Raw genomic sequence first — 23,494 nt, forward strand, 5'->3', positions numbered from 1 at the left:
AAACTTGCAGTTAATTACATGAGCTTGAAATTTTTTACATAATGCTACATAAATAACCAATAAATTAAATGACAAACAGCAAAAAATACGCTTTAATATTGCAAAAGGCAACTCGTAACAAAATATGTCATTCATAAATTGTTATAAAGCAAAAATATATTTTAATAAAATTTGGTTATTAGTTAATCATTGCAATTGAAATATGTTAAAATAATAAATTCGTTTAACTAGAGGAAAAGTTTATGAAAACTTTAAAATTAGCCGTACTACCAGTTGCATTATTTGCAACATCAGCATTCGCTGACGAAGTTATCGTTGACCAACAGGTGGTTGCAGAGCCAGTGGCAGTTTCTACCACGACTTATAACCCAAACAACGGTATCATCAAAAACACTACCACTCAATTGGTTGAAGGCACTAAAACTTTCTTCAATAAAGCAACTCACCCAGCTGCGATTAGTGCTGAAATCGGTACGCTAGGTTACGGTGGTAACATCGCATGGGGCGTAAACGACAAAACTGAACTTGTTGCAGGTTGGAACGGTGGTTCATTTGATGATACCATTAATTTGGATGCGAACGACTCTTATTTAAATTACAAAAAAATCTTAGGTGATGGTTACGAAGATTTTAAAGGTGATTTTAAATACGATTTGGATATGAATAATCCATACCTAGGAGTTAATCTACGTCCATGGGGCAATGGCTTCACTGTAGGTACAGGCGTTATCTACAACGACAACACTTTAAAAGCTACTTTAACCCCAAGAGCAGGTGAAACTGCAACGGTTAAAGCTAAAGATGGTGATAAGGCTATCGTTGCCAGTGGTTCAAGTGTTTCTGTAGAAGCAGAAAGCCGTAACGACTTAGCTCCTTATTTAACCATCGGTTATCGTCCGAACATCTCTGAGCGTTGGGGCGTGTTTGGTGAATTGGGTGCAGCGTATGTGGGTGATGTAAAAACCACAGTAACAGGTACTGCTGGTACTGAAAGAGCTCAAGAAATTGTTAAAGAAAGACTTGATGACAAAAATCTAAAGTGGTTACCAATTGCTAAAGTTGGTGCAACTGTACGCTTCTAATCTTAAGCTAATAAAGGGTTAAGATGGCAAAAGGCGGTGTTGATAGCACCGTCTTTTTTTATGTTAAATGCTATTACTGAGTAACAGAACGAGAAAAAACTTCTCGTAACTCGAAACTCGTATGAACTTGCTGTACGCCTTCAATTTTGTTTAAGCGGTGTAATAAAAACTCTTCATAATGAGCCATGTTTTTTACCATAGCTTTAATCAAATAGTCCTCACTACGCCCTGTGACAACGCTACAACTTACCACTTCAGGGAATTCTCTTAATTTTTGTTCAAAATTATCAAAGCGTTCTGCGGTATGTTTATCCATACTAATTGCGATAAAAACCGATAACTGATAACCCAAGGCTCGCTGATTAATCTTCACTTGATAGTCACTAATAACGCCAGTTTCTTCTAATATTTTTACACGTCTGGCACAAGGGGTGGGGCTTAAATTCACCATTTCGGCTAGTTCAAGATTGCTAATTCGAGCATTTTCTTGCAAAATTTTTAAGATTTTGATATCAATATTGTCTAATTTTTGCATAAAAATACCTTGTTTTTATTGGGTTTTTTGATTAGGAATGATTCTGGCTAAATATTGCTATTAGTATATTAGCATGATTTTCTAAAATTTTTATATTTTTTAGTGTTTTTATTCAAAATTTTGCTAAAACTTATGCAAAATTAGTGATTTTTCATGAGAAAATTTTAGTATAATACAAAGCACATTCTTGTAGATTTTTATTTGTAGGAAAGATTATGACGCCAAAAAATTCAGCCTTTAATCATCAAAAATACCGTCTATTTGCTTTTGCACCAAAACTAGAACACCGTACTTGGTGCGATAAGGTGATTGACAAAGCCCCAATTTGGGTGAGTGTGGATTTGCGAGATGGTAACCAAGCCTTGATTGAGCCAATGGGGATTGAACAAAAAATGCGTTTTTTTAAAACTTTGGTAGAAGTAGGGTTTAAAGAAATTGAAATTGGGTTTCCGTCCGCCGCTCAAGTGGAATTTGATTTTACACGTCAGTTGATTGAAGGTGGTCATGTGCCTGAAGATGTTACGTTGCAAGTGTTGGTACAGGCTCGTGAACATTTGATTCGCCGTACATTTGAAAGTTTGCAAGGGGCAAAACGTGCCATTGTTCATGTTTATAACTCCACATCAAAAGTACAACGTGAAAAAGTTTATCAAAAAAACTTTGATGAAATCACCGATATTGCGGTACAAGGGGCAACTTTGGTGCGTGATATTGCTAAAGAATACCCAGAAACAGAATGGACTTTCCAATATTCACCAGAAAGTTTTAGCCAAACAGAAACCGACTTTGCCGTGTCGGTATGTGATGCGGTGTGCCAAGTTTGGCGACCAGATTTGGGACAAAAAGTGATTATCAATTTGCCTGCAACGGTTGAAAGCTCTACGCCAAATATTTATGCCGACCAAGTGGAGTACTTTTGCCGACATTTGCCAATGCGTAAAGATGTGATTGTGAGTTTACACACCCATAATGACAGGGGTTGTGCGGTGGCAAGTAGTGAATTGGGGCTAATGGCAGGGGCAGACCGTATTGAAGGCACGTTACTCGGCAATGGCGAACGCACGGGCAATATGGATATCATGGTCATGGCGATGAATATGTATAGCCAAGGCATTGACCCAGAGCTAGATTTTAGCAATATGAGCGAAATCGCCCAAGTGGTGAGTGAATGTAATCAGTTGCCAATTCACCCACGCCACCCCTATGTTGGGGAGCTTGTGTTCACGGCATTTAGTGGTTCACACCAAGATGCTATCAAAAAATCATTGGATTTTAACGAAAAATATGCTGAACAAACGCAAGGTGTTTGGGACGTGGCTTATTTACCGATTGATCCTGCGGACATTGGACGTGGCTATCAAGACGTGGTACGCATTAACAGCCAGTCAGGTAAGGGCGGTGTAGCGTATATTTTACAGCGTGATTTTGGCTTTAATTTGCCACGCTGGACACAGATTGATTTTAGTAAAGTGGTACAATTCGAGGCAGAAGCACGTCAAACAGAATTAACGGCTGATGATATTATTACGATTTTTGAAAAGAATTATTTAAACCAATCTATATTAAAACTAAAAGATTACCAAATTAATAACCAAGAGGGTGAGGTTACCTTTAGTGGTGAAATATTAAAAAATGATGAAGTTGTAGAAATCGTGGGGCAGGGCAATGGGGTATTATCGGCATTTATTGCAGGCGTTAGCGAACAATTGGGCAAACAAATTCACGTCATTAATTATGCTGAACACGCCTTGGTAACCGAAAATCAAAGCAACACCAATGCCAATGCGGTCAGTTATTTGCAATTAAATGTGGATGGTGAAATTGTGTCAGGTATTGGTACTTGCTCAAGTACGGTGTCCGCCATGTTAAAAGCGGTGCTGTCGGCACTTTCACAAGTGTAAGTCAAAGTTTAAAAAATTAGAAATTTTACCCTTATTGACAAAAAAATGCTAAAATACGCTAGATTTTAGCATTTTTTTAACGTTTAAATTAGGCAACTTTATGCACGTTGATATTTATAAATTTAGCAAAAAAGACGACTTGTACGTTTATATCGCTCGCCCTAATTACCCAGATGATGTCGATGATATCAAAGATTGGTTGGCGGTGTTGCCCAAAGATTTTCGTCAAGCGTTGGGCAAAGAAAGTTTTGTCATGCACCTTGATTTAGTAACTACTAAAAAATTAGCAAGGGTGGACAAAGCCGAAGTGTTGGAAAAATTACAAAATCAAGGTTATTTTGTGCAAATGCCTGCCGAAGAAGAGTGGGAACGCCAAGCTCGCCTAAAAATGGCGGAAGCCCAACAAAATAAATGGCAATAATCCAAAATTGTGGTAAAATACCACATTTAGTTTAGCAAAAAAGGCAATTCATGGCACTTCCTATCTCGTTAGACCAGATTGGTGAAATACTGGGCGAAATTATCGTTTGGTGGACACAGCTTGTTAAAGGCATCCCTGAAGAACAGTTGCCGATGACAGCATATATTGGTTTTTCGGTCGTGGTGCTGTTACTTTGGATTTTGGTGGTGCGGATTTTGCCCAAAACCTTAGCAGGTTTAAGCTGGATTATTTTATTTGCGATTTTGCTGACGCCAACCACATCACTTGGTACAAAACCCGAAATCGCTCCTGCGAGTATTTCAGTCGCGTATGGTATTTTGTTACAAGATACGGCGATTATTTTTAATGGATTATTGCCGATTATGGTGGTAATTACCGTGGGTTGTGTGTTAGGATTTTTGTGGCAATTGGTAAAAATGGGCATTGAAAAGTCTGCAAAAAAACAAAAAGCAGCTGCCTAAGTTTTTTGATAAAGTCATTAAATCAAAGCTACAAGTAATGACAAATGAGAAAGCACGATATAAACTATCATGCTTTTTTTGTTTAAGCAAATCTTGAAAAAATGAATTAATTTGGCGTTGCAACACGTTCAATAATAACGTTGCCTGTACCTGAACTCACGATACCAATTTGTTTAGCGGCGGCGTAGGATAAATCTAGCACACGACTGCTAGAAAAAGGTCCACGGTCATTTACTTTTACCACAACACTTTTGCCGTTGGATTTATTGGTTACTTTGATGTAGCAGTTCATTGGTAGTGAGCGGTGAGCCGCTGTAAAGGCGTGTTGGTCAAAAATATCACCACTGGCTGTTTTTTTGCCTTGAAATTGGCGACCGTACCACGATGCGACCCCGGTTTGGCTAAATTTACTCACGGTATTAGAGGCAACTGCGGATAAACGCTCTAAGACATCTTTGTCATTTCCTGTTTTTTCGCTGTTTTCTTTGGCGAGTAATTGGCTGTTCATTGCCAATGAGTTGCTAATAGTAGATGATTGGCGAGCCGATTTGACTAGGTCAGATGCGTTGCTATGTTGGCGAGACAGTTCGTTTAAAACGTGGTCTAAGTTGTCGTTGCTCGTGGTTTTCGCGTGGCTTGGGACGCTGATTGCCAATGATGAACAAAAACAAGTAAACAAGGCTAAATGACGAGTTTGACGCTTTAACATAAGCACCTCAATAATTCTTTTTATCATAAGACTTTAAAATTAGACAAATTTGCTGTCTTCTCAAGGTTCTGCTATATTTATTTTATGCTAAAATATGAGTAAGATGATTATTTAAGTAAAAATTACTCCATACTTTTACTTTGTTACAATAACAAAAAATATTGTAAATTTGTGCAAAATACAGATAATTGGTGTAAAAAATACCATTAAAGGTAAGTTTTCTGGCGTATTTTTTCGATTTTTGCCAAAACTTTACCAATGATTAGATAGATTTTTACCATTTGTATCGCCAAAATAATAACAAATTTTTACCAAAATTGCATTATTTTTTAACAAAAAATCAGATAAATGGTCGTTTTGATAAAAATTTGTTAGGTATTTTTGATAAATTCTCGGATAAATTTTGACAGATTTTTGACAAATTAATGTTGATTATGTGACGACATGGACATCACCAAGCCAAAACCTGCCATGAGCGTAATTAACGCCGTACCGCCATAACTAATAAACGGTAATGGCACGCCAACCACAGGCAAAATCCCTGATACCATGCCTGCATTAACAAATACATACACAAAAAATGACATGGCAATCGCCCCACACAATAAACGACCATAAACTTGAGTATTGCTATAAGCCAAATATAGCACACGAAGTAAAATACAAAAGTACAAAAACATCAGCAAACAGACACCAATTAAGCCAAATTCTTCGGAAAAAGCGGCGATAATAAAGTCAGTATGCCCTTCGGGTAAAAAATGCAAATGCGACTGTGTGCCTGCTAAATAGCCTTTGCCACTGATACCGCCAGAGCCGATAGCAGTTTTGGACTGCATGATATTCCAGCCGTCGCCTAACGCATCGGCTTCGGGGTCAAGTAGGGTCATAACACGGCGTTTTTGGTAATCGTGCAGTAAATATTCCCAAGACACCAACACAAACGGAATAAAAATCGCTATCGCCGTGCCAATCATCCACCACGGCAAACCCGACAAAAATAGTACAAATAAACCACTAGATGCGACCAATAATGACGTACCTAAGTCGGGCTGTTTGGCGATTAACAATACAGGAATTAAAATCAATACCAAAGTAATAAATACCGTTGGCAATCTAGGCGGTAGTTCTCGGCGTGATAAAAACCAGGCAGTAAGCATTGGCATTCCAAGCTTCATAAACTCGGACGGTTGAACACTCCCAAAACCGGGGATTTTTATCCAACGCTGAGCCCCAAGCCGAATTTCACCGATAATTTCTACCAAAATCAGCAAAAAAATACCCATAATGTAAAAAAATGGAGTAAAGTTGCGATAAATACTCGGCGGAACTTGAGCCATGACAATCATTACAGTAAACGCAATGCTAAAACTTAGCGTCTGTTTTAACAACAACCCCATGTCTTGGGCGGATGCACTGTACAAAATCCCCAAGCCCGACAACGCCGTGACAAACAGTAAGATCAGCAACCATGGGTCAAGGTGCACGCGTTGCCAAAAAGTTGGCGTTAGGTCATTGCCAAAATGGCTGGTTTGGCGAGAAAAACGGAATTGACCGATATTTTTTGACATAAGTTAGATACAATTATTAGTTATAATCAAGAAATCAATTAAAACTGTTTAGTTTAGCTGTGTTTGAAAAAATTTGATAGGGGATTTCACAAAAAAAATATAAAAAAATGCGGTAGCTTGCAAAATAATTACAGAAAATTTGGCTTCTTTTGTTAAAATAAGCGTTTGTAAACCAAAAAAATAGTGTGCTAACGCAAAAGTTTCAGTAATATAAAAGGTACATATAATGACAAAAATTTTGCAAAAAAATGGAGTTTATTTAAGTCATTTTAACAAATCATTGCTAGCAATTTTGATGCTAACAACAGTTAATTTGGTTGGTTGTTACTCAACGCAGAGCGAGCAACAAATATTAGCAAAGCACGTCGATGCACAACCGCCAATTCGTGAAAAATCAACAAATATTGGTAATTTTACCCAAGCGATGCAAAATAGTTTAAACAGCCAAACTTTGCACGCACAAACAATTGCCATGTCTTCACAAGCACAACCTATTCAAAGCCAAACTTTTGCCGAGAATTTAACCACAAGTTTTGCCCGAGTCGCATCGCAAAAGGACGATGTTTGCCCAAAATTGGTGGATTTTCAATTCGTTAGCCAATCTATCGTGCGTCAAAATGAAAAATTCGTCAATCAACAATGCGAGTATTTGGTCTATCTTAACGCAGGCGATAGGCTAAAAGTCACTACATCCGCCGATGTCAAAGCAGTATTGGCATCGCCTGTGTTTTTTAATTTTGCCAATGGTGCGTTTGTGGCGGATAAATTTGACCGTCATACCTTACGCTTGAGTTATAACGGTACACGCTACCAGCCACAAAACTTTGTCTATGACGTAATTATCAGCAAAAATCTTACTTCGATGATGGTTGATTAGTTGATTTTTGTTGGGTTTTCTGATTGCCAACGGTAACAATTAAAAAGTTATCAGGTTTAACCAGTTCTCGGTAACTTTTATTAACGTCATTTAATGTCGCATTATCAATGCGTTGATGATATTCACTCAAATAACTATCAGGCAAACCATAAAATCCCATCATACCAAGCGTGCTGTTAATACTGCTATTACTGCTAAAACTTAGCGGAAAGCTATTTTTTAGGCTATCTTTGGTTAAAGTGAGTTCGTCTTGGGTAACACCATTATCTATTGCCTCTTTTAGGATAATTAAAGTTTGCTTAACTGCTTCATCGGCTTTGTCATTACTGGTTGATAGGCTGATTTCATAGCTACCTTGGGCTTGCATTGGGGTAGCACTGCTATAGATACCGTAAGTCAAGCCACGATTTTTGCGGATTTCACGCATGAGCCGTGCTTGAAAATTACTGCCACCGATAATTTCATCGGCTAAGGCAAAATTGGTCTGTTGTTGTAAAGTTTTGTTGTCTGTGCCACGTTTTAAACCAACTTGTCCCATGCTAATACTGGTTTGCGAACTGTCAAAGGGAATATGTACCGTTTTGCTTTGGCTGAGCGGTGTTACATTGGGCAAAGTTGGGGATTTGTTGCCTTGTGGGAGAGATTTTGTTAATAGGTTACTGATTTTTTTGGCTTTTTCTAGGCTAATATTGCCTGTAATTGCAATATTTAAATTTTTATTGACCAAAAATTGTTTGGCGAATTGTGCCAAATCATCTCGTTCAATGTTGGCAATACTTTGTTCTGTACCGATGGTTGGGTGAGCATATGGATGATTACCGTATAACTCTTGGTCAAATCTTAGGCTGGCAATCGCACTTGGGTTTTCTTGGTTTTCACGAATGGCGGATAAATATTGGGCTTTAGTCCGTTGTAAACTTTCATGGGGAAAAGTTGGTTCACTGATAATCTCTTTCATCAAATCAACCGCAGGGGTCAAATGGTTATTATCGGACAAGCTGCGTAAACTCACGATAAACATGTCTTTATAAGCATGACTCGATAGGTTCACCCCCAGTTGCTCGGATTTTTCTGCGACTTGGTTTTCGCTCTGTTCACTCGTCCCTTTTTTGAGCATACTTGCGGTAAGGCTGGCGATGCCAAAACCGCCTTGTTTTATCTGCTCATCATACGCCGAGCCTGCTTTAAAATACAATGCAATATCCACGATTGGCAAATTTGGCGTTTGTACCAAGGCGACAGGCACGCCGTTATCGGTATTAAAATGTTGAATATTGGGCAGATTAACATGAAGTTTGCTTTCGTTTTTTAGGCTATCAAGATTTGCTAATGCGATAATCGGAGCGGTTGGGTCAAGCTCGCCAGTCGCATGACTGTCAGCGTGGCTTGTGATGCTCATTAGACTTAACATGACAATGAGTGGCTTTTTTAATTGTTGTTTTTTAAAGAAGGGTGATTTCATGTAATTTTCCTAAAAGTTTTATGTAAATTTTTTTTATAAAAATAAGTCAATTTATGGGGCTTTTTTAACCACTTTTAACACGGTTAAATTATCATTGGTCAAATACTGTTTGGCAACTTGTTGAAGTTGTGTTTGATTAATTTTGTCAAAAATTGTCGGTAATTCATAAATCATGCGGTCGTCCAAACCGATGCCGTTTAAGCTACCAATCATTTGGGCTTGTCCTTGTACGCTGTCTTGGCTAAAAATTAGCCCTGTCATGGTGGCGGTTTTTGCACGTTGTAATTCGCTGTCCAAAATCGCTTCGGTTTTTAATGTTTCAATTTCATTGATAATTGCTTGTTTGGCTTGTTCCAAACTCACGCCGTCTCTTGGTGTGGCTTGTATCATGAGCAAATCATCGCCACGTTCAAAAGCACTATAACCGCTTGAAACACTTGTCAAAAGCTGTTGTTCACGCACCAAGTTTTTTTCTAAGCGTGCAGACAAGCCACCGTCCAACACTTGTGATAATAATGCCAAGGTATAGGCAGTTATAGGATTTTTTGCGGTGGTTAATGTTGGCAAATTATACGCCATGAGTAGGCTTGGATTTTGCACAGGCAATTCGGCGGTGTGTTCTTGATAACCACGAAAGGCTTTTTGGGCAACGCTTGGACGGCTCGGCAATTGGCTTGGCTTTTTATCACCAAAGTATTTTTTCACTTGAGCCAACGCATCAGCAGGCTTGACATCACCGACAATTACAATTGTGGCGTTGTTCGGGGCGTACCACGTTTTGTACCATTTTTTTAAATCTTGAAGTTTAATCGCTTGAATTTCTGCCATTGGACCAATCACAGGCTTGCCTTTTGGGCTGTCAGGATAGGTCATTTTATTAAATTGTTCAAATGCCAATGCTTGGGGATTGTCATCGGTGCGTTGACGGCGTTCTTCCATTACCACAAGGCGTTCGCTGTCAAAATCGGCTTGTTTTAATTGCAAATTGGTCATACGGTCAGCTTCTAATTCTAAAGCTAAATTTAACCGATTAGCAGGAAATACTTCATAATAGGCGGTATAGTCATAGCTAGTAAAGGCATTATTTACCCCACCAAATTTGGCAACTAATTGCTCAAAATCATTAGAAGAGACTTTATTCGTGCCTTTAAACATCATGTGTTCGAGCAAGTGCGATATTCCACCCAAATTTTGGGGTTCATCGTTTGCTCCCACGTTGTACCACACTTGGCTAGTCACAATCGGCGAACGGTGGTCTTCTTTGATAATCACTTTTAAACCATTGTCTAGGCGGTATTCATGCCGATTTGCTAAAACTTGTTTGCTATCTAAGGCTAACTTATTTGTTGAAAGATTTGCTAACTTTTGTTGATTAATTGATGTTTGGTCAATATTTTTTGTGGCTAAACCATTGCTTTTTGGACTTAAAGTGCTACAAGCGGTTAAACTTGCTAGCATCATGCTAAGGAATAAAAGTTGTGGTTTTTTGCCAAAAAGGTAAAAATTTTTCATAAAATGTTTCATAAAATTTTGCCAAATTAAAACGGTGAATAAATTTTTGCTATCATAAAGTATAAACTCACAAATTTCTAGCAGTTTTTTATGTAAAATATCGTTTTTAATATGACAAATCGCTGATAACCATGTAAAATAGCAATCTTCTAATAGTTATCATTCTAAGGGTTTTGTCAAAACTTTATGAAAATTTTTGACAGCATACTTTAAAAAAAGAATACAAATGCAAAAAATTTATATTTTAATCAAAGAGTTGGGTAATATTGAGCAACTATCAGTTAGTGACAGTTTGTCAGATTTATTATGGCGAGAAGAATTGGGACTAACCACGGTAGATAGTCGTGATATGCGAGTACGAAATCTTGAGTTTAGCTACAGCGTGTATGAAGCTTCACTTGATAAATACCGTAATTTGAGCGAGCTTGCCGAGCTATATCACAAAATGGATACGGCAATTTTGCATTATCAACAGCGGTATTCATTGCCACTGGTGAACTTTATCGTGGGCGATGTTTCTCAAATGTTGCAAGGTTTTGACAATGATGATACCACGCAGGTGAGCGAGCAAGCGGTGGTGGATATACAGAGCTTGCCCCAGTTGGTGCTACAACGGATTAAGCAATATTTTGTTGCCCCGTTTTTGATAAAAGATGCCAAACTTAGCGAAGAAAAACACGCTAATATTAAATATGTGGATGATACTGCCGAGTTTCGTGTCGTGTTTACCGTGTTAGATGTGGCGTTACCTGATGATAGGGGACAATATCAGCGTCAGCCGTTGACCGTGGATGTGCTTGGGCGGTTTCAAGATAAATTTACTTTTTATTTGGAACAGGCAAAAACCGACAAAGACCGTTATTTTGGCTATGACAATGCCTTGTATGACAAGCGTCATGCGTATTTAAGCATGATTTTATCACGTTGTAAAGACAAGCAAGGGCGAGATTTAGCCACGGTTTTAGACCAAATTGGTAAAGAATTTGTCTATGATTTTTGGTTAGATTTAGAAGACTTAGAATAAGTGGCTTTTTAAGCATGTTTAATAAATTTTTAAATAATAAGGTAATCTGATGAATACAACTGAACAACAAGAGCAAAAAGGCGGTTGGTTTTCCCGTATGAAACAAGGGCTGTCAAAGTCCAGTAAAAACTTCACTGAAGGTTTAACCAATATTTTAATCGGTGGTAAAGAAATTGATGATGAGCTGTTAGAGGAAGTGGAAGACCAATTACTTGTCGCTGACATCGGCGTGAACGCCACCAATCGCATTATCAAAAACTTGACCGAAGCCACCGCACGGGGCGACTTGATTTATTCGCATTCACTGTACAAAGCCTTGCAAAAAGAATTATCCGATATTTTAACGCCAAAAGTTAAACCTTTAGACATTGATACGACTAAAAAACCGTTTGTGATTTTAATGGTTGGCGTAAATGGTGTAGGCAAAACCACAACGATTGGTAAACTTGCCAAAAAATTACAAAATGAAGGCAAATCTGTCATGCTTGCCGCAGGTGATACCTTCCGTGCTGCTGCCACCGAGCAGTTACAAGTCTGGGGTGAGCGTAATAACATTCCTGTGGTCGCCCAAGGTCACGGCTCGGACAGTGCATCAGTGATTTTTGACGCCATGCAATCGGCAAAGGCTCGTGGCATTGATGTGTTAATCGCTGACACTGCAGGGCGTTTGCAAAATAAAACCAATCTTATGGAAGAGCTAAAAAAGGTCATTCGTGTCATGCAAAAAGCTGACCCGACTGCTCCGCACGAAGCGATGATTGTGCTAGACGCTGGCACAGGGCAAAACGCCATTAATCAAGTGGAAATCTTTAACGAAGCTGTACCGCTAACAGGCGTAACCATCACCAAACTAGACGGTACGGCAAAAGGTGGCGTGGTCTTTAACATTGCTGAAAACACGGATGTGCCAATTCGCTTTATCGGCGTGGGTGAAAAAATTGATGATTTGCGACCATTCGCCCCTGATGATTTTGTCAAAGCATTGTTTGAAAAAGACGATGATAAATGATATCAACTACTTACATTTATCGCACTGATTTACCGATGATGACGCTTGTGGTAAATAATGGCAAGCTCATTGCCCTTGATTGGTTTACTCAAAAAACCGAACGAATTTTGGGTAAATTACAAGCACAAGCGGATTTTGTTGATATTGATACTTTAAAAGATGATAAATCAGAGGATTTAGACAAAGTCATTTTATTAAAGATCGTCAATGAGTTAGATGAATATTTCAGCGGTACACGCACCGAGTTTGATGTACCGCTCGATATTTCACAAGGCACAAGTTTTCAACAAAAAGTGTGGCTTGAACTGTTAAAAATCCCTTATGGCACAACGATTAGTTATGCAAAACTTGCCAAAAACATCGGCAAACCGACCGCTTTTCGGGCGGTCGCCAACGCCAACGGACGAAATCCAATTAGCCTAATCATTCCCTGCCATCGTGTAATAGCGAGCGATGGCGGACTTGGTGGTTATACAGGCGGATTAGAGATTAAGCGGATTTTATTGGATTTAGAAAGCCGTTAATTGTCAATCATGATTAAATAGTTTGTTGAATAAGTTTTATCCTTTAGCATCGTTATCTTTTTCTGCCCAATTTTCTAGTCGTTTGGCAATTTGCCGATATAGGGTGTTTTTTTGATAATTGCCTTTTTTGTTGAGAGTATCAATTGGCATTCCTGTCAATAACTGCAAGACCTCATTGACGTGTTCCACCGCATAGATAAAGAATTGTTTTTGTGCAACTTTTTCAATGATATCTTGGCGAAGCATGAGTTGATTTAAGTTGGCTTTTGGCATAATGACACCTTGATTGCCTGTCAAGCCCTTTTCCAAACACGCATCAAAAAAACCTGCGATTTTGGCATTGATACCGCCAACTGCTTGCACTTGCCCAAATTGGTTCATTGAGCCTGTTACCGCCAAATGCTGAAAAATCGGCACTTTGGCAAGGGCAGATAGTAAGGCACAAGTTTCGGCAACGGTGGCACTGTCGCCATCAATGCCACCATAACTTTGCTCAAAAGCGAGTGAGGCGGTAAAATTTAAGGCATAATCATCGGCAAATAAGCCACGCAAATAACTGCTCATAATTAGCACACCTTTGGCATGAATTGCCCCACCTAAATCCACATCTCGCTCAATGTCCAAAATATCGCCGTCACCTGCACTATAATGCACGTTAGCTGTTAAGCGAGCAGGCATTCCAAACTCGCTATCTGCGTAACTAATGACGGTCAAGGCGTTGATTTGTCCAACCGCTTCGCCTGTGGTGCTGATAAGCTGTTGTCCTTTTTCCAGTTCTTGCCAAAATAATTGGCGTAGATACCCTGAACGATATTGCATATCGGCAATCGCTTGGCGGACGTGTTCGGCGGTTACTTTTGCTTCAGTTTTTTTGCTTAAATGATTATGCTTATTTAATATTTTAAAATTTTTGGTTTGGGCTTGGCGATTGCTTTCTAACAATAATTGTACCAAACGGTTGCTCTGTAGGCTAAGTTCGGTTTGGTCTTCTGCCTGCTCACTCAAATAATCTAACAAAGTCGCCAACGCTGTATTATCAAAGGTTGATAGCTGATATTTATCAATCATATCCGCCATTTTTGCGACCAATGCCAATTCATTGTCAGGCGTGCGAGCAATTGTGTCTTGAAAATCGGCCCGGATTCTAAATACCGTATTAAATTCAGGCTCAAATTCTAACAAATCATAGTACAAATCAGGCTCACCGAGCAAAATCACTTTGACATCTAGCGGAATGGTTTGTGGTTCTAGGCTGATTGAACCTGTCAAAGTCAACATTTGTTCAAGACTTGACATCTTGATTTGTCGAATTTGTAACGCACGTTTTAACCCTTGCCAAGCATACGGATATTCTAGTAAACTACTGGCTTCTAGTAGCAAATAACCGCCATTGGCACGGTGGAGCGACCCTGCACGAATGAGACTCACATCAGTAGACACCGTCCCCATATGTGTGATTTGTTCCACATGACCGAGCAAATTTAAATGGGTTGGCAAATCTTCAAACACAATCGGAACGTGCTGTGTCGGGTCGTGGCACACCATAACATTGACAAAATAACGGGCAGGCACAGGCGAAAAATGACTGGGCAAAAACTCATCATCATCTTCATTAACAATCCGCTCCACGTTTTTTAGCATATCGTCAAAAATCGCTTGCAAATAGTCCAAAACTTTGGGCGATTTGGCATATTTTTGTTGTAATGGGGCAAATAATGGCGTTAATGCACGTTTGGCAAGCGAGTGGTGTAGGGCTTGCAAAGTTTGATTGGCTTCATCTTCAATTTTTTCTAATGCCACGGTTAACAAACTTAAGCGTTTTTGCATATGATTTTTCTGCCAAGATTGTTGCTTTTTTGGCGTGCTAGGATTTGTCAGGTTATCGGTAGAATGTTGGCTAACATTTTGCGTATTTTTTGCCAAATCTAACCCATGTTTGAGCGATTTTGTGTTTGATAAATTCTCGGTCAAATCTGCCAAATTTTCATTCTCATCAACAGGCACAAAAACAGGTTTATTGTCAAACGGTCGTACGCTCAAAGTTAGCGAAAACTGTTTGCCCTCTTCATTTAATGCCAAAAAAGCCTGTTCTTCTTGTAAACTGATTTGGTTTTTAATGGCTTCTACTTTGGATTGATAATGTTCCGAGCGAAAACGTTGATTTAACAAACGCTTGGCGGATAACCATAACTGTTTGATATCATTGGCAAAATCTTGTGCTGTCCCTGTCGGCAACGCCAATGCAATCGGCGAACGGCTATCGGTAAAATGATGCACATACACCCAATCAGATGGTAAAGGACGAGTTTTGGCGTATTCCGACAAAAGTTTGGTAATCAGCGTGCGTTTGCCCAAGCCATTCTCACCAGATGCAAAAATATGGTAACCGTTCGCATGAATATCCAACGCCGTGCTAATCGCTTGGCAGGCACGCTCTTGTCCTACGCCGAGCATTTCTGCATCGCTTTTATTGCCAAAAAGCTTTTTCGCCTGTCCGCTATCGGCAGGCAGGTGAGTGGGGTCGCTATGGCGTTTTAATTGGTGAAAATCTAACGCTTGTAAATGGTTGGCTTGAATGTTTTCACTCAAATTTTGAGTTTTTTTAGTGGATTTAATAAATTTTTGTTCGGTTTTTTTGTGGATATTCATATTTTAAGATAATTGGTACTTGATATAAAAAATGAGATGAGAAAAATATCGCCTATCATGTGACAATTTTGCAAAAAAATCAATCAAAATTCCAATTTTTTCTTTTTTCAGCCATTTTTGCTAAATTCACTCATTTTTTCAAGATTTTTTGCCTACAAAACATTACTTAATATATCAAAGCATAACCAAAATGAATTAAAAATTACAAATGAAAAAATATTTTTACACATTTTTACCAAAATTCGCTAATACACCAACGCAGTTCACAAAATATATCTATTTTGGGTATGAGAAAAAAGGTAATATATGCTTAAGTTCATCGATGAACAATAACCGACGCAAATTCAGCAAATTTAATTTGGTTCGTTTAACAACAAACATTGATTTAACTTAACAAAAATATTTAAATTTAATTTAAAAGGAGTCGTATCATGACAACTATCGTTGAAGAAAGAGATTTAAACCGTGATCCAATTACTGGTGAGCCTGGTTCACACCCAGTTGGTACTGGTCTAGGGGCAGGTGCTGGTGTTGCCGCAGGTGCTGCAATCGGTGCAATCGGCGGTCCATTAGGGGCGTTAATCGGTGGTGCAATCGGTGCTGTGGTTGGTGGTCAAGCAGGACACGCTGCAGGTGAAGCCATCGACCCAACAGGTGAAGATACCTACTGGCGTGAAGGCTACAACTCAGCAACTTACTATAACACAGATTATAGCTATGATCGTGACTACCAACCAGCTTATGCCGTTGGTTATGCAAATCGTCACCGTTATGATGCGACCACACGTTTTGAGGATGTGGAAACTGATTTAGAGCGTTCATGGAACGAAGTAAAAGGTGAATCACGTCTAGCTTGGGCTCAAGCTCGTGAAGCAGCACGTGATGCTTGGTATCGTATCAAAGCCTAAGAGTCTAAAATTATTTTTACATAAATTTTGTAAAAGCCAAAGGGAAACTTTTGGCTTTTTTAATTATTAGTTTTTTATTTTTTATAAATATTTATTAAGCATAAATAATTATCAATCTTTTATAGAGAAACATCGTAAAAAAATTATCAAAATTTTACAATTGCCTAAAAAATTATTAATAATTCAAACAATAAAATACTCAACAACTGACGAAAATCTGTTATGATAACTCCTATAAATAAGCGTCAATGTATAAAGGCTAACTTTAAACTAACAAGTTTTGTAAAAATTGACCAATCACACAGTCACTGGAGATTTCTATGCCAAGTTCTTATGATGAAAAAATTGACAACGTCCTTGCTGATTCAGAATTAGCACGTCGCCTTGTTCCAAACAAATTCAAATTTACTAGCCAACAAGGACGTAAACGTCGCCAAAAACTGTTAGCCGCTGCTAAAGAATTATCAGCAACTCGTCCGATTGCCGAAATTACCCTTGCCGATGTGTGTGATAAAGCCGGCATTCCACGTGCTTCAGCGTATCACTTCTTCCCCAATGTGTCGGCGATTTTTTTGGCATTGCGTTTTTTAAATACCAGTGAGATTTTAAAGAAATTAGAGGCACTGGAGGTAGGTAAATACAGCCGTTGGTCAGATTATTTAGCGGCATTGATTGAAGCAGGCGTGGAAGCAATTCAAGCCGACCCAACCGTGGCTCGCTTGATTTATGAAACTGATGCTCCTGCTTTTGAAAACAACGAGTTTGGTAGCGAGATGGAAAAACAAATCACACAAATGATTTATGAAAAACTGGCAAGTCAGTTCAAAGTACCAAACTTTGACGGTATCCATAAGCAAATGTTAGTAGGTTATGGTATCGTCAATGGCGTATTGCAAATGGCATATCGCTCTGAAGGCAAAATCAGTGAAAGCTACCGCCGTGAAGCAACGTCCGCATTGCTTGCGTATTTGCGTAACTATATCCCTGAAAATTTGTCAAAAAACCAATAATATCAATTGCTGAATCTTTGACAAAGCAATAAACGCACAACCTTGTGCGTTTTTTTATGCTTAACCATTACTGTGAGTAAGTTGGCATTGGTAAAGTGTTGTAGTTTTGGTTGTTATAGTTGTCGTAATTTTGTGGTTGGGTGTAGCTGTTATTCGGATAGGTTGTCGCTTGTTTACGTAGTTGATTGTTGTAGCTGACTTTGTTGGCGGTATTCACGATACCATTGCCGACACTTGCGATGTCTGAGCCGATACCACGAACAGTATTACAACCTGTCAAAACAACACTACTAAATACAGTTAAAATAAACATTTTTGAAAGATGATTTTTCATGATTTTTTTCCTAAATTTTAATAGAATTTTGTTGAATTTTACCATAAAATCATTGGTACAAAAAAACCCATCAACAAATGATGAGTTTTTAACAAAAATTAAAATTTTTAACAAAAATTACATTTTGTTTTCAACTTTTTGTGAAGTATTAGTTACAGCGTTGCCTGCTTTTGATACATCTTTACCAAAACCTTTAACGGTGTTACAGCCAGTCAATACAAATACAGAAGCAACAGTTGCGATAATTAATTTTTTCATGATAAATTCCTTACAAATGTAAATTCAATGTGAATGCCCAAGGGCGGTTAAATTTTGCAAATGTTACTAAAGTATCAATATTACCCAAATATTTGTTTGCAAAACTTGTTGCTATATTACCGAGCATTGGCTTACCATACTATAGTTTTTATGTAAATTTTTTTACCAAGTTGTAAATTTTTGGTAAAATTGGCAAAAAAAAGCTGTTCATTAAGTTTTTAATCAAATAAAGTTGAGTGATTATGATACATATCGTGCTATGCGAACCAAAAATGCCGAGTAATACAGGCAATATTATTCGTCTATGTGCTAATACAGGAGCGACGCTACATTTGGTTGAGCCATTGGGATTTGAGTTAGATGATAAAAAGTTACGCCGAGCGGGGCTGGATTATCATGAGTTTGCCGATTTAAAGGTTTATCCAAATTGGCGAGCGTGTGAGCAAGCGTTACAACTGGCAAACGTTGAACGGATAGTGGCGTTAACCACCAAATTGTCACAGCCATTTTATCAACAAAATTTTAGTAAGTTAACCAATGTTGCGTTGGTGTTTGGTTCGGAAACTGCAGGGTTGTTAGAGGAAATCCGAGCGAGTATTGGCGAGCAAAATTGGTTGCGTTTGCCGATGTTGCCAACTTCTCGTAGTTTGAACTTGTCCAATAGCGTGGCGATTACCCTGTTTGAAGTGTGGCGACAGTTGGGTTTTGGCGGTGATGTGGGGCAAAGTGTCGGTTATGAAAATCTCGTGCCGTATGACCCCAAGTAATTTTTTCCAAAAATTGATAAAAAATCACAAACAATTGGCAGGTTTTGGTAATCCTGCCAAGCGATTGACATGGCGAGCGACCAGACCTGTGTTAAACAAGCTCTGTAATTTGGCATTGTCCATCTGTAAATTTGGTAAACATTGATTTAAATATTTAATCAGTGGGCGAGTGGTCGGCGGATGACCAAAGGTTTGATAATAGTCACGCACCGCCGACAACACCAAAAAATGCGTGTCATTAAGCTGTATCTCAAGGCTCTTGGCAAGCTGTTGGGCGATGTCAGGTGTCCAATTATCAGGATTAATAAGATGTCCATTCGCATCAAGGTTATCTATCGGTTTATTTGGGCTAATTGGGTTAATATTCGCCATATTTTTTAATTCTTTAATTAATTATAAATAAAAATTTGTGTCAAATTCGTTGCTATTTGTCTTTTCAACAAGATTTTCAACAAGTTGGCTTGTAAGATTTAAATGCTTGATTTTGTTAAAATTTTGTTGATTTACCCAAAAATTTGGCATATCGTACAAATCTAACGATGTGAGCATTTTGGCAAATTTACCGTCAGGCTCAGCGTGTAAACAATCGCACATATAATCGCCCAAAAAAAGCTGAATTTCATGGTCAAAACTGGCTAATGCAAACGCCATGCTCAAGGCTTCATGACAGAGTAACACATTATCGGCATTAATTTGGATTAATATTTTCATGATTTTTTAGATGAGTTAAAATTGATAAACATCAGTTGAGTTATGTAAAAACATGGCAAATTCACCCAAACCGACCAATTCACACGATGTTGCAAGATTTTCACCATCAATTTGATGGCGTTTAGCGTTTTCACTGTCCACGATGCCACGAGCCAATGCGGTACTGACACAGACTTTGGCAGAAAGTTTATGTTTTGCTAACAACTGTTGAAAGTTTTTTACAGGGTTTGGCGTATCGCTCGGTAGCCAGTTTAGGCGATTGGCTAAATGTACCGCTTCTGAATATAAAAAAATGTTGAGCGGTGCAGATTGGGCTGAATTTTGATAAAAATTTTCAATAAATTCAATGCCTTGTCGTGTGGTGTCAGCAAATGGTGAGTGGGTAAAAAGTAGAGTTGTCATGGCTTTTCTATCGGTTTTATCCAACGTTATTAAGATTTTTGTCAAAATTTTTGTTAACAATTAACAGGCATTGTAATCTGATTTTGCCCAAATGTAAAATTTTTTGTAAAAAAAGGCGGATAACTTGATATCCGCCTTTTCTGAAAAAGATAAATTAACAACCATTAATCATCTGGTAGATTTTCGTTGTATTGTGGTGCAGGGCGTTTAAAGCCATGAGTTATATACGCTAGATAGAAGACACCAATAAATGCCCAAATCAAACCATATTTTAAAGCCGTTGGGTCAATGTTTAACCACATCAAGAATACGGCAATAAAACCGCCTGTCGGTACAACAAAATAATTAAAGATATCTTTACCAGTTTTGTATTGACCATCACGGAAGATGTATTGACATACCACCGAGAAATTGACAAAGCTAAACGCTGTCAATGCACCAAAACTGATTAGCTCAACCACATCTTCTAATTCAAACGGGATTGCAGTTAAAGCGACTAAACCTGCTAACAAAATATTGTTCACAGGGGTACGCAGTTTTGGGTGTAATGAGCCAAAGAATTTTTTGTTAATTACCCCATCACGTCCCATCACATACATCAAACGAGACACACCTGCATGAGCCGAAATCCCTGATGCCATGACTGTAATAATCGCAAAATATAGCACGATGGTTTTTTGAGCTTCACCTAAAATATATTTTAAAATTTCAGGCTGGGTTTCGTCCACCAATTCAAAATATTTGGTTGGGTCGCTTGGGAAATAAATCTGCATAAAATAGGTGCTGATGATAAAAATAATCCCCGAAATCAAAGACGTTAAAACGATCGCCTTTGGTAGGGTCTTTTTCGCATCTTTGGTCTCTTCTGCAAGACTTGATAACGCATCAAACCCTGTAAAGGAAAAACACAAAATCGTTGCACCAGCGATTAACGCACTAATCTCTGTCCCGCTACCCCCAAATGGGTCAAACGTCCAGAGTTGATATTTGGCGGTATCAATCGCACCGTCAGCAGTGACGCCATGTGCCAAAAAGTCATACACACGGTAAGTAAAGTAGGCAATCACCCCAAGCTGAACAAACACAATGGTACTGTTGAAGCGAGCAACAAACCTTGCACCAAATAGATTAACCACCGTCATCAGTGCTGTTAAACTTACTACCCAAATCCACGTTGGCACATTAGGGAAAATGTCTTTTAGATAAATTTCTGCTAAAATAATGTTTACCATTGGGGCAAGCAAATAGTCAAGCCAAGATGACCAACCAACCAAAAAACCCACATTGGGGTGAATGGCCTTTTGGGCATAAGTATAAGCAGAACCAGAAGATGGGTAACGGCGAATCATATGACCATAACTCACCGATGTCAGCATAATCGCTAAAAGGGCAAAAATGTAAGATGTGGGAACGTGCGCACCACTATCACGAGATACCATACCAAAGGTATCAAATAATGTCATTGGCTGAATATATGCCAAGCCAATAATAATCACATGCCAAAGGGCGAGGTTTTTTTGTAGCGTTACGCTAGACTGTGCAGATGTTGTCAATGCTATCTTACTCCTGTACCTAGAGAAGCAAAGGGTAAAAGTATTCTACCCTTTGAAATTAGGGTGATTAAACGACAATTTAGCCTGTCTTATTGCAAAAAATAACTTTGTAAAATATTTAATAAAATTAATCATTGCTTTTAATTGTTTTTACAAAAATTTTTTAACAATAATTATGAAAAGTTCTTACAGGCAAATTGCAAAAAAGTAGGTTATTATACCGAAAAAAAATACAAAAACGACAAAAAAATTAGTAAAACAGCAAAAAAATCAAAAAGAATTAACAAATTTGCTTTTTAACCAACAAAATTTTATTTTTAAAGCAAAATCAATCATCAAATAAGCAATAAAATTAGCAAAAAATACACACAGTTGACAAAAACACTATCAAAATTGGCAAAAATTAACCGCAGAAAACCCAAATTTACGTACCGTCGTTTTATAATAAAAACGTCAAAATCTTTGGTAGCTTTTAAATTAAACTTTTAAATTGAAAATGAGATAAATTGAGATAAATAAGGAAAAGCGATGAATAATCTTGCAATGACTGATTTTACCGAACGACCGCATGGGAATTTTTATAATTTGCACCATTTGTTGTTTTATCAAAAATCCATAAAACATGAAACTATCAAAACTAAAAAACACGCGAATGATAGCATGAAAACCCACAAATCTGACAACTATCAATCCGCTAAAATTCATGATATAAATGCGGATGCAGACAAAGCAACCGACTTACAACATCAAGCCTGCGAACAATGGAAAAGTAACCGCAAATGGCTAAGTACGGTATTTGTTTTGTGGTTTGTGTTAGCGTTTGGTTTGTTGTTAAGCGTGTTATACCTTTAAGTTTAATTAGGCTTTGAAACGTTCAACCGAACATTTAACAAAAAATTGGTAAAGTGAGCTTTGTCAATTTTTTTGTACTTTTGGCGAAATTTGATGGTTTTTTTTGGCAAAAACAGGTACTATAAGCACGTTTTTTACCACGATATCTTTTTACGATAGGCTGTTATGACCGACACAAGCGAATTGATCTCACCACAAAATCAGCAAATGATTAATTTTTTTGACTTTATTTCTGATAATATCATGGATTGGCAAGTGCATCGTTGTCAAGTCACCAACGCGTTGGTTAGTCAGAACGAGCCGATGAAATTAATTTATCATTATGAACAGCTGGACAATGCTTTAAAAGCCGAAAAACCGTTAAATGGGGCGTTGTTAAAGCGGTTTGATGATGTGATGATACGAGAAGATTTTGCAAAATTATTAAATATTGATATTAACAAAGTTGCAAAACCGTATCAACTAAAATTTGAAGGCAAACTGGTGGTTTTTTGCCAAAATCCAGAAGTTGCCTTGCGGTTACATTGGACGAATACTTTAAAAAATTTTGAATTGTTATGTCATGATAACTTACAAAATGCGGTAGAAAATGCCTTTAAAAGTACGGTATTTAAACATTGGCAATTGGTTGGGGATGCTGAATTTATCAGCAAGCAACCGAATATGACATTTCAAGTTGTCGGTCAACAAGTCGGTCAACCAAGTGACAGAGAAACCAATGCGGAAACTAGCACCGATGAATGGCAAAATGTGGTAGTGTGGCAACAGTGGGCAAGTCAGCAGTTTTTGCCATTACCGCCTGCGATTGCGTTAGATTTGCAACAACAATGTATGGCGTCACCGATGTTGACGGATTTTTGGTTGGCACAAATTGTGGATGCGGTTGCTGATTATATTGGCGGCATAATTGATTAATAATTTTTAAATTTATTTGAAAAAATCCT

At 38.1% G+C, this 23,494-nt stretch carries 25 protein-coding genes; 13 read left to right on the top strand and 12 right to left on the bottom strand.

Features of this window, described 5'->3' with window-relative positions; genetic code table 11:
• The first annotated feature begins 242 nt into the window (after window positions 1-242).
• On the top strand, window positions 243-1,082 hold the full coding sequence (locus A3G3_RS0110755; RefSeq protein WP_019520524.1) for a hypothetical protein: 840 nt from the start codon (window positions 243-245) through the stop codon (window positions 1,080-1,082).
• Between the two features lie 73 nt (window positions 1,083-1,155).
• On the opposite strand, the gene A3G3_RS0110760 is transcribed toward A3G3_RS0110755, so the two are convergent.
• Window positions 1,156-1,617, bottom strand: a complete 462-nt coding sequence (locus tag A3G3_RS0110760) for an Lrp/AsnC family transcriptional regulator (protein ID WP_019520525.1) — start codon at window positions 1,615-1,617, stop codon at window positions 1,156-1,158.
• A 215-nt stretch (window positions 1,618-1,832) separates the two neighbouring features.
• Here A3G3_RS0110760 and leuA point away from each other — a divergent pair, with 215 nt between their 5' ends.
• From leuA to A3G3_RS13710, 3 genes are all read left to right on the top strand, one after another.
• Window positions 1,833-3,518, top strand: a complete 1,686-nt coding sequence (leuA, locus tag A3G3_RS0110765; RefSeq protein WP_019520526.1) for a 2-isopropylmalate synthase — start codon at window positions 1,833-1,835, stop codon at window positions 3,516-3,518.
• 100 nt (window positions 3,519-3,618) lie between these two features.
• A complete protein-coding gene (locus tag A3G3_RS0110770; protein ID WP_019520527.1) occupies window positions 3,619-3,939 on the top strand; it encodes a YcgL domain-containing protein in 321 nt (106 codons plus the stop codon).
• 50 nt (window positions 3,940-3,989) lie between these two features.
• Window positions 3,990-4,421: a hypothetical protein gene (locus A3G3_RS13710; protein WP_019520528.1), complete on the top strand. Its 432-nt coding sequence runs from the start codon at window positions 3,990-3,992 to the stop codon at window positions 4,419-4,421.
• A 106-nt stretch (window positions 4,422-4,527) separates the two neighbouring features.
• On the opposite strand, the gene A3G3_RS0110780 is transcribed toward A3G3_RS13710, so the two are convergent.
• Both A3G3_RS0110780 and rodA read right to left on the bottom strand, forming a co-directional pair.
• A complete protein-coding gene (locus A3G3_RS0110780) occupies window positions 4,528-5,130 on the bottom strand; it encodes a septal ring lytic transglycosylase RlpA family protein (protein ID WP_040631777.1) in 603 nt (200 codons plus the stop codon).
• Window positions 5,131-5,552: 422 nt separating this feature from the next.
• Entirely contained in the window at window positions 5,553-6,698 is a 1,146-nt protein-coding gene (rodA, locus tag A3G3_RS0110790; RefSeq protein ID WP_019520531.1) for a rod shape-determining protein RodA, read from the bottom strand.
• Window positions 6,699-6,993: 295 nt separating this feature from the next.
• On the opposite strand from rodA, the gene A3G3_RS14560 reads away from it, so the two are divergent.
• Window positions 6,994-7,575 carry a hypothetical protein gene (locus A3G3_RS14560; protein WP_211207565.1) on the top strand — a complete coding sequence of 194 codons (582 nt, stop codon included), beginning with the start codon at window positions 6,994-6,996 and terminating at the stop codon, window positions 7,573-7,575.
• Here the strand turns inward: A3G3_RS14560 and A3G3_RS0110800 are convergent.
• Together A3G3_RS0110800 and A3G3_RS0110805 are read right to left on the bottom strand one after the other, a co-directional pair.
• Window positions 7,553-9,037, bottom strand: coding sequence for a M16 family metallopeptidase (locus A3G3_RS0110800; RefSeq protein WP_019520533.1), 1,485 nt, complete (start codon window positions 9,035-9,037; stop codon window positions 7,553-7,555). The genes A3G3_RS14560 and A3G3_RS0110800 overlap by 23 nt on opposite strands.
• Window positions 9,038-9,088: 51 nt before the next feature.
• Window positions 9,089-10,549 (bottom strand): M16 family metallopeptidase, encoded by a 1,461-nt coding sequence (locus A3G3_RS0110805; protein ID WP_228702731.1) that lies wholly within the window; start codon window positions 10,547-10,549, stop codon window positions 9,089-9,091.
• A gap of 226 nt (window positions 10,550-10,775) precedes the next feature.
• Between A3G3_RS0110805 and A3G3_RS0110810 the strand changes: the two genes are divergently transcribed.
• The 3 genes from A3G3_RS0110810 to A3G3_RS0110820 are packed head-to-tail and all read left to right on the top strand — an operon-like array spanning window position 10,776 to window position 13,106.
• On the top strand, window positions 10,776-11,573 hold the full coding sequence (locus A3G3_RS0110810) for a hypothetical protein (RefSeq protein WP_019520535.1): 798 nt from the start codon (window positions 10,776-10,778) through the stop codon (window positions 11,571-11,573).
• Between the two features lie 49 nt (window positions 11,574-11,622).
• On the top strand, window positions 11,623-12,582 hold the full coding sequence (gene ftsY, locus A3G3_RS0110815) for a signal recognition particle-docking protein FtsY (protein WP_019520536.1): 960 nt from the start codon (window positions 11,623-11,625) through the stop codon (window positions 12,580-12,582).
• Window positions 12,579-13,106 carry a methylated-DNA--[protein]-cysteine S-methyltransferase gene (locus A3G3_RS0110820; RefSeq protein WP_019520537.1) on the top strand — a complete coding sequence of 176 codons (528 nt, stop codon included), beginning with the start codon at window positions 12,579-12,581 and terminating at the stop codon, window positions 13,104-13,106. Before ftsY ends, A3G3_RS0110820 begins: the two co-directional genes overlap by 4 nt.
• Before the next feature lie 36 nt (window positions 13,107-13,142).
• Here the strand turns inward: A3G3_RS0110820 and A3G3_RS0110825 are convergent, their stop codons facing one another.
• On the bottom strand, window positions 13,143-15,755 hold the full coding sequence (locus A3G3_RS0110825) for an ATP-binding protein (RefSeq protein ID WP_019520538.1): 2,613 nt from the start codon (window positions 15,753-15,755) through the stop codon (window positions 13,143-13,145).
• Window positions 15,756-16,186: 431 nt separating this feature from the next.
• Between A3G3_RS0110825 and A3G3_RS0110830 the strand changes: the two genes are divergently transcribed.
• Window positions 16,187-16,663, top strand: a complete 477-nt coding sequence (locus tag A3G3_RS0110830; RefSeq protein ID WP_019520539.1) for a hypothetical protein — start codon at window positions 16,187-16,189, stop codon at window positions 16,661-16,663.
• A gap of 320 nt (window positions 16,664-16,983) precedes the next feature.
• On the top strand, window positions 16,984-17,673 hold the full coding sequence (locus A3G3_RS0110835) for a TetR/AcrR family transcriptional regulator (protein WP_019520540.1): 690 nt from the start codon (window positions 16,984-16,986) through the stop codon (window positions 17,671-17,673).
• A 67-nt stretch (window positions 17,674-17,740) separates the two neighbouring features.
• Here the strand turns inward: A3G3_RS0110835 and A3G3_RS0110840 are convergent, their stop codons facing one another.
• Together A3G3_RS0110840 and A3G3_RS14355 are read right to left on the bottom strand one after the other, a co-directional pair.
• Window positions 17,741-18,007, bottom strand: coding sequence for a hypothetical protein (locus A3G3_RS0110840; RefSeq protein WP_019520541.1), 267 nt, complete (start codon window positions 18,005-18,007; stop codon window positions 17,741-17,743).
• A gap of 117 nt (window positions 18,008-18,124) precedes the next feature.
• A complete protein-coding gene (locus A3G3_RS14355) occupies window positions 18,125-18,265 on the bottom strand; it encodes an entericidin A/B family lipoprotein (protein ID WP_026213003.1) in 141 nt (46 codons plus the stop codon).
• Between the two features lie 242 nt (window positions 18,266-18,507).
• Here A3G3_RS14355 and A3G3_RS0110855 point away from each other — a divergent pair, with 242 nt between their 5' ends.
• Entirely contained in the window at window positions 18,508-19,032 is a 525-nt protein-coding gene (locus tag A3G3_RS0110855) for a tRNA (cytidine(34)-2'-O)-methyltransferase (protein WP_040631760.1), read from the top strand.
• Window positions 19,033-19,056: 24 nt separating this feature from the next.
• On the opposite strand, the gene A3G3_RS0110860 is transcribed toward A3G3_RS0110855, so the two are convergent.
• From A3G3_RS0110860 to A3G3_RS0110875, 4 genes are all read right to left on the bottom strand, one after another.
• Window positions 19,057-19,404, bottom strand: a complete 348-nt coding sequence (locus A3G3_RS0110860) for a TusE/DsrC/DsvC family sulfur relay protein (protein ID WP_019520545.1) — start codon at window positions 19,402-19,404, stop codon at window positions 19,057-19,059.
• 21 nt (window positions 19,405-19,425) lie between these two features.
• Window positions 19,426-19,743, bottom strand: a complete 318-nt coding sequence (locus A3G3_RS0110865) for a hypothetical protein (RefSeq protein WP_019520546.1) — start codon at window positions 19,741-19,743, stop codon at window positions 19,426-19,428.
• A gap of 15 nt (window positions 19,744-19,758) precedes the next feature.
• On the bottom strand, window positions 19,759-20,145 hold the full coding sequence (locus tag A3G3_RS0110870; protein ID WP_019520547.1) for a DsrE family protein: 387 nt from the start codon (window positions 20,143-20,145) through the stop codon (window positions 19,759-19,761).
• A 164-nt stretch (window positions 20,146-20,309) separates the two neighbouring features.
• Window positions 20,310-21,704 carry an APC family permease gene (locus tag A3G3_RS0110875; protein ID WP_040631761.1) on the bottom strand — a complete coding sequence of 465 codons (1,395 nt, stop codon included), beginning with the start codon at window positions 21,702-21,704 and terminating at the stop codon, window positions 20,310-20,312.
• Between the two features lie 522 nt (window positions 21,705-22,226).
• On the opposite strand from A3G3_RS0110875, the gene A3G3_RS0110885 reads away from it, so the two are divergent.
• Window positions 22,227-22,550: a hypothetical protein gene (locus A3G3_RS0110885; protein WP_019520550.1), complete on the top strand. Its 324-nt coding sequence runs from the start codon at window positions 22,227-22,229 to the stop codon at window positions 22,548-22,550.
• Between the two features lie 165 nt (window positions 22,551-22,715).
• Window positions 22,716-23,465, top strand: coding sequence for a hypothetical protein (locus A3G3_RS0110890; RefSeq protein WP_019520551.1), 750 nt, complete (start codon window positions 22,716-22,718; stop codon window positions 23,463-23,465).
• Window positions 23,466-23,494 lie beyond the last annotated feature (29 nt).

The sequence above is a fragment of the Moraxella boevrei DSM 14165 genome (assembly GCF_000379845.1).
Taxonomy (GTDB): domain Bacteria; phylum Pseudomonadota; class Gammaproteobacteria; order Pseudomonadales; family Moraxellaceae; genus Faucicola; species Faucicola boevrei.

What these genes read in the sequence shown, in the direction of transcription:
- A3G3_RS0110755 (WP_019520524.1), top strand. Translation starts at nt 243, where the DNA reads ATGAAAACTTTAAAATTAGCCGTACTACCAGTTGCATTATTTGCAACA.
- A3G3_RS0110760 (WP_019520525.1), bottom strand. Translation starts at nt 1,617, where the DNA reads ATGCAAAAATTAGACAATATTGATATCAAAATCTTAAAAATTTTGCAA.
- leuA (WP_019520526.1), top strand. Translation starts at nt 1,833, where the DNA reads ATGACGCCAAAAAATTCAGCCTTTAATCATCAAAAATACCGTCTATTT.
- A3G3_RS0110770 (WP_019520527.1), top strand. Translation starts at nt 3,619, where the DNA reads ATGCACGTTGATATTTATAAATTTAGCAAAAAAGACGACTTGTACGTT.
- A3G3_RS13710 (WP_019520528.1), top strand. Translation starts at nt 3,990, where the DNA reads ATGGCACTTCCTATCTCGTTAGACCAGATTGGTGAAATACTGGGCGAA.
- A3G3_RS0110780 (WP_040631777.1), bottom strand. Translation starts at nt 5,130, where the DNA reads ATGTTAAAGCGTCAAACTCGTCATTTAGCCTTGTTTACTTGTTTTTGT.
- rodA (WP_019520531.1), bottom strand. Translation starts at nt 6,698, where the DNA reads ATGTCAAAAAATATCGGTCAATTCCGTTTTTCTCGCCAAACCAGCCAT.
- A3G3_RS14560 (WP_211207565.1), top strand. Translation starts at nt 6,994, where the DNA reads ATGCTAACAACAGTTAATTTGGTTGGTTGTTACTCAACGCAGAGCGAG.
- A3G3_RS0110800 (WP_019520533.1), bottom strand. Translation starts at nt 9,037, where the DNA reads ATGAAATCACCCTTCTTTAAAAAACAACAATTAAAAAAGCCACTCATT.
- A3G3_RS0110805 (WP_228702731.1), bottom strand. Translation starts at nt 10,549, where the DNA reads ATGAAAAATTTTTACCTTTTTGGCAAAAAACCACAACTTTTATTCCTT.
- A3G3_RS0110810 (WP_019520535.1), top strand. Translation starts at nt 10,776, where the DNA reads ATGCAAAAAATTTATATTTTAATCAAAGAGTTGGGTAATATTGAGCAA.
- ftsY (WP_019520536.1), top strand. Translation starts at nt 11,623, where the DNA reads ATGAATACAACTGAACAACAAGAGCAAAAAGGCGGTTGGTTTTCCCGT.
- A3G3_RS0110820 (WP_019520537.1), top strand. Translation starts at nt 12,579, where the DNA reads ATGATATCAACTACTTACATTTATCGCACTGATTTACCGATGATGACG.
- A3G3_RS0110825 (WP_019520538.1), bottom strand. Translation starts at nt 15,755, where the DNA reads ATGAATATCCACAAAAAAACCGAACAAAAATTTATTAAATCCACTAAA.
- A3G3_RS0110830 (WP_019520539.1), top strand. Translation starts at nt 16,187, where the DNA reads ATGACAACTATCGTTGAAGAAAGAGATTTAAACCGTGATCCAATTACT.
- A3G3_RS0110835 (WP_019520540.1), top strand. Translation starts at nt 16,984, where the DNA reads ATGCCAAGTTCTTATGATGAAAAAATTGACAACGTCCTTGCTGATTCA.
- A3G3_RS0110840 (WP_019520541.1), bottom strand. Translation starts at nt 18,007, where the DNA reads ATGAAAAATCATCTTTCAAAAATGTTTATTTTAACTGTATTTAGTAGT.
- A3G3_RS14355 (WP_026213003.1), bottom strand. Translation starts at nt 18,265, where the DNA reads ATGAAAAAATTAATTATCGCAACTGTTGCTTCTGTATTTGTATTGACT.
- A3G3_RS0110855 (WP_040631760.1), top strand. Translation starts at nt 18,508, where the DNA reads ATGATACATATCGTGCTATGCGAACCAAAAATGCCGAGTAATACAGGC.
- A3G3_RS0110860 (WP_019520545.1), bottom strand. Translation starts at nt 19,404, where the DNA reads ATGGCGAATATTAACCCAATTAGCCCAAATAAACCGATAGATAACCTT.
- A3G3_RS0110865 (WP_019520546.1), bottom strand. Translation starts at nt 19,743, where the DNA reads ATGAAAATATTAATCCAAATTAATGCCGATAATGTGTTACTCTGTCAT.
- A3G3_RS0110870 (WP_019520547.1), bottom strand. Translation starts at nt 20,145, where the DNA reads ATGACAACTCTACTTTTTACCCACTCACCATTTGCTGACACCACACGA.
- A3G3_RS0110885 (WP_019520550.1), top strand. Translation starts at nt 22,227, where the DNA reads ATGAATAATCTTGCAATGACTGATTTTACCGAACGACCGCATGGGAAT.
- A3G3_RS0110890 (WP_019520551.1), top strand. Translation starts at nt 22,716, where the DNA reads ATGACCGACACAAGCGAATTGATCTCACCACAAAATCAGCAAATGATT.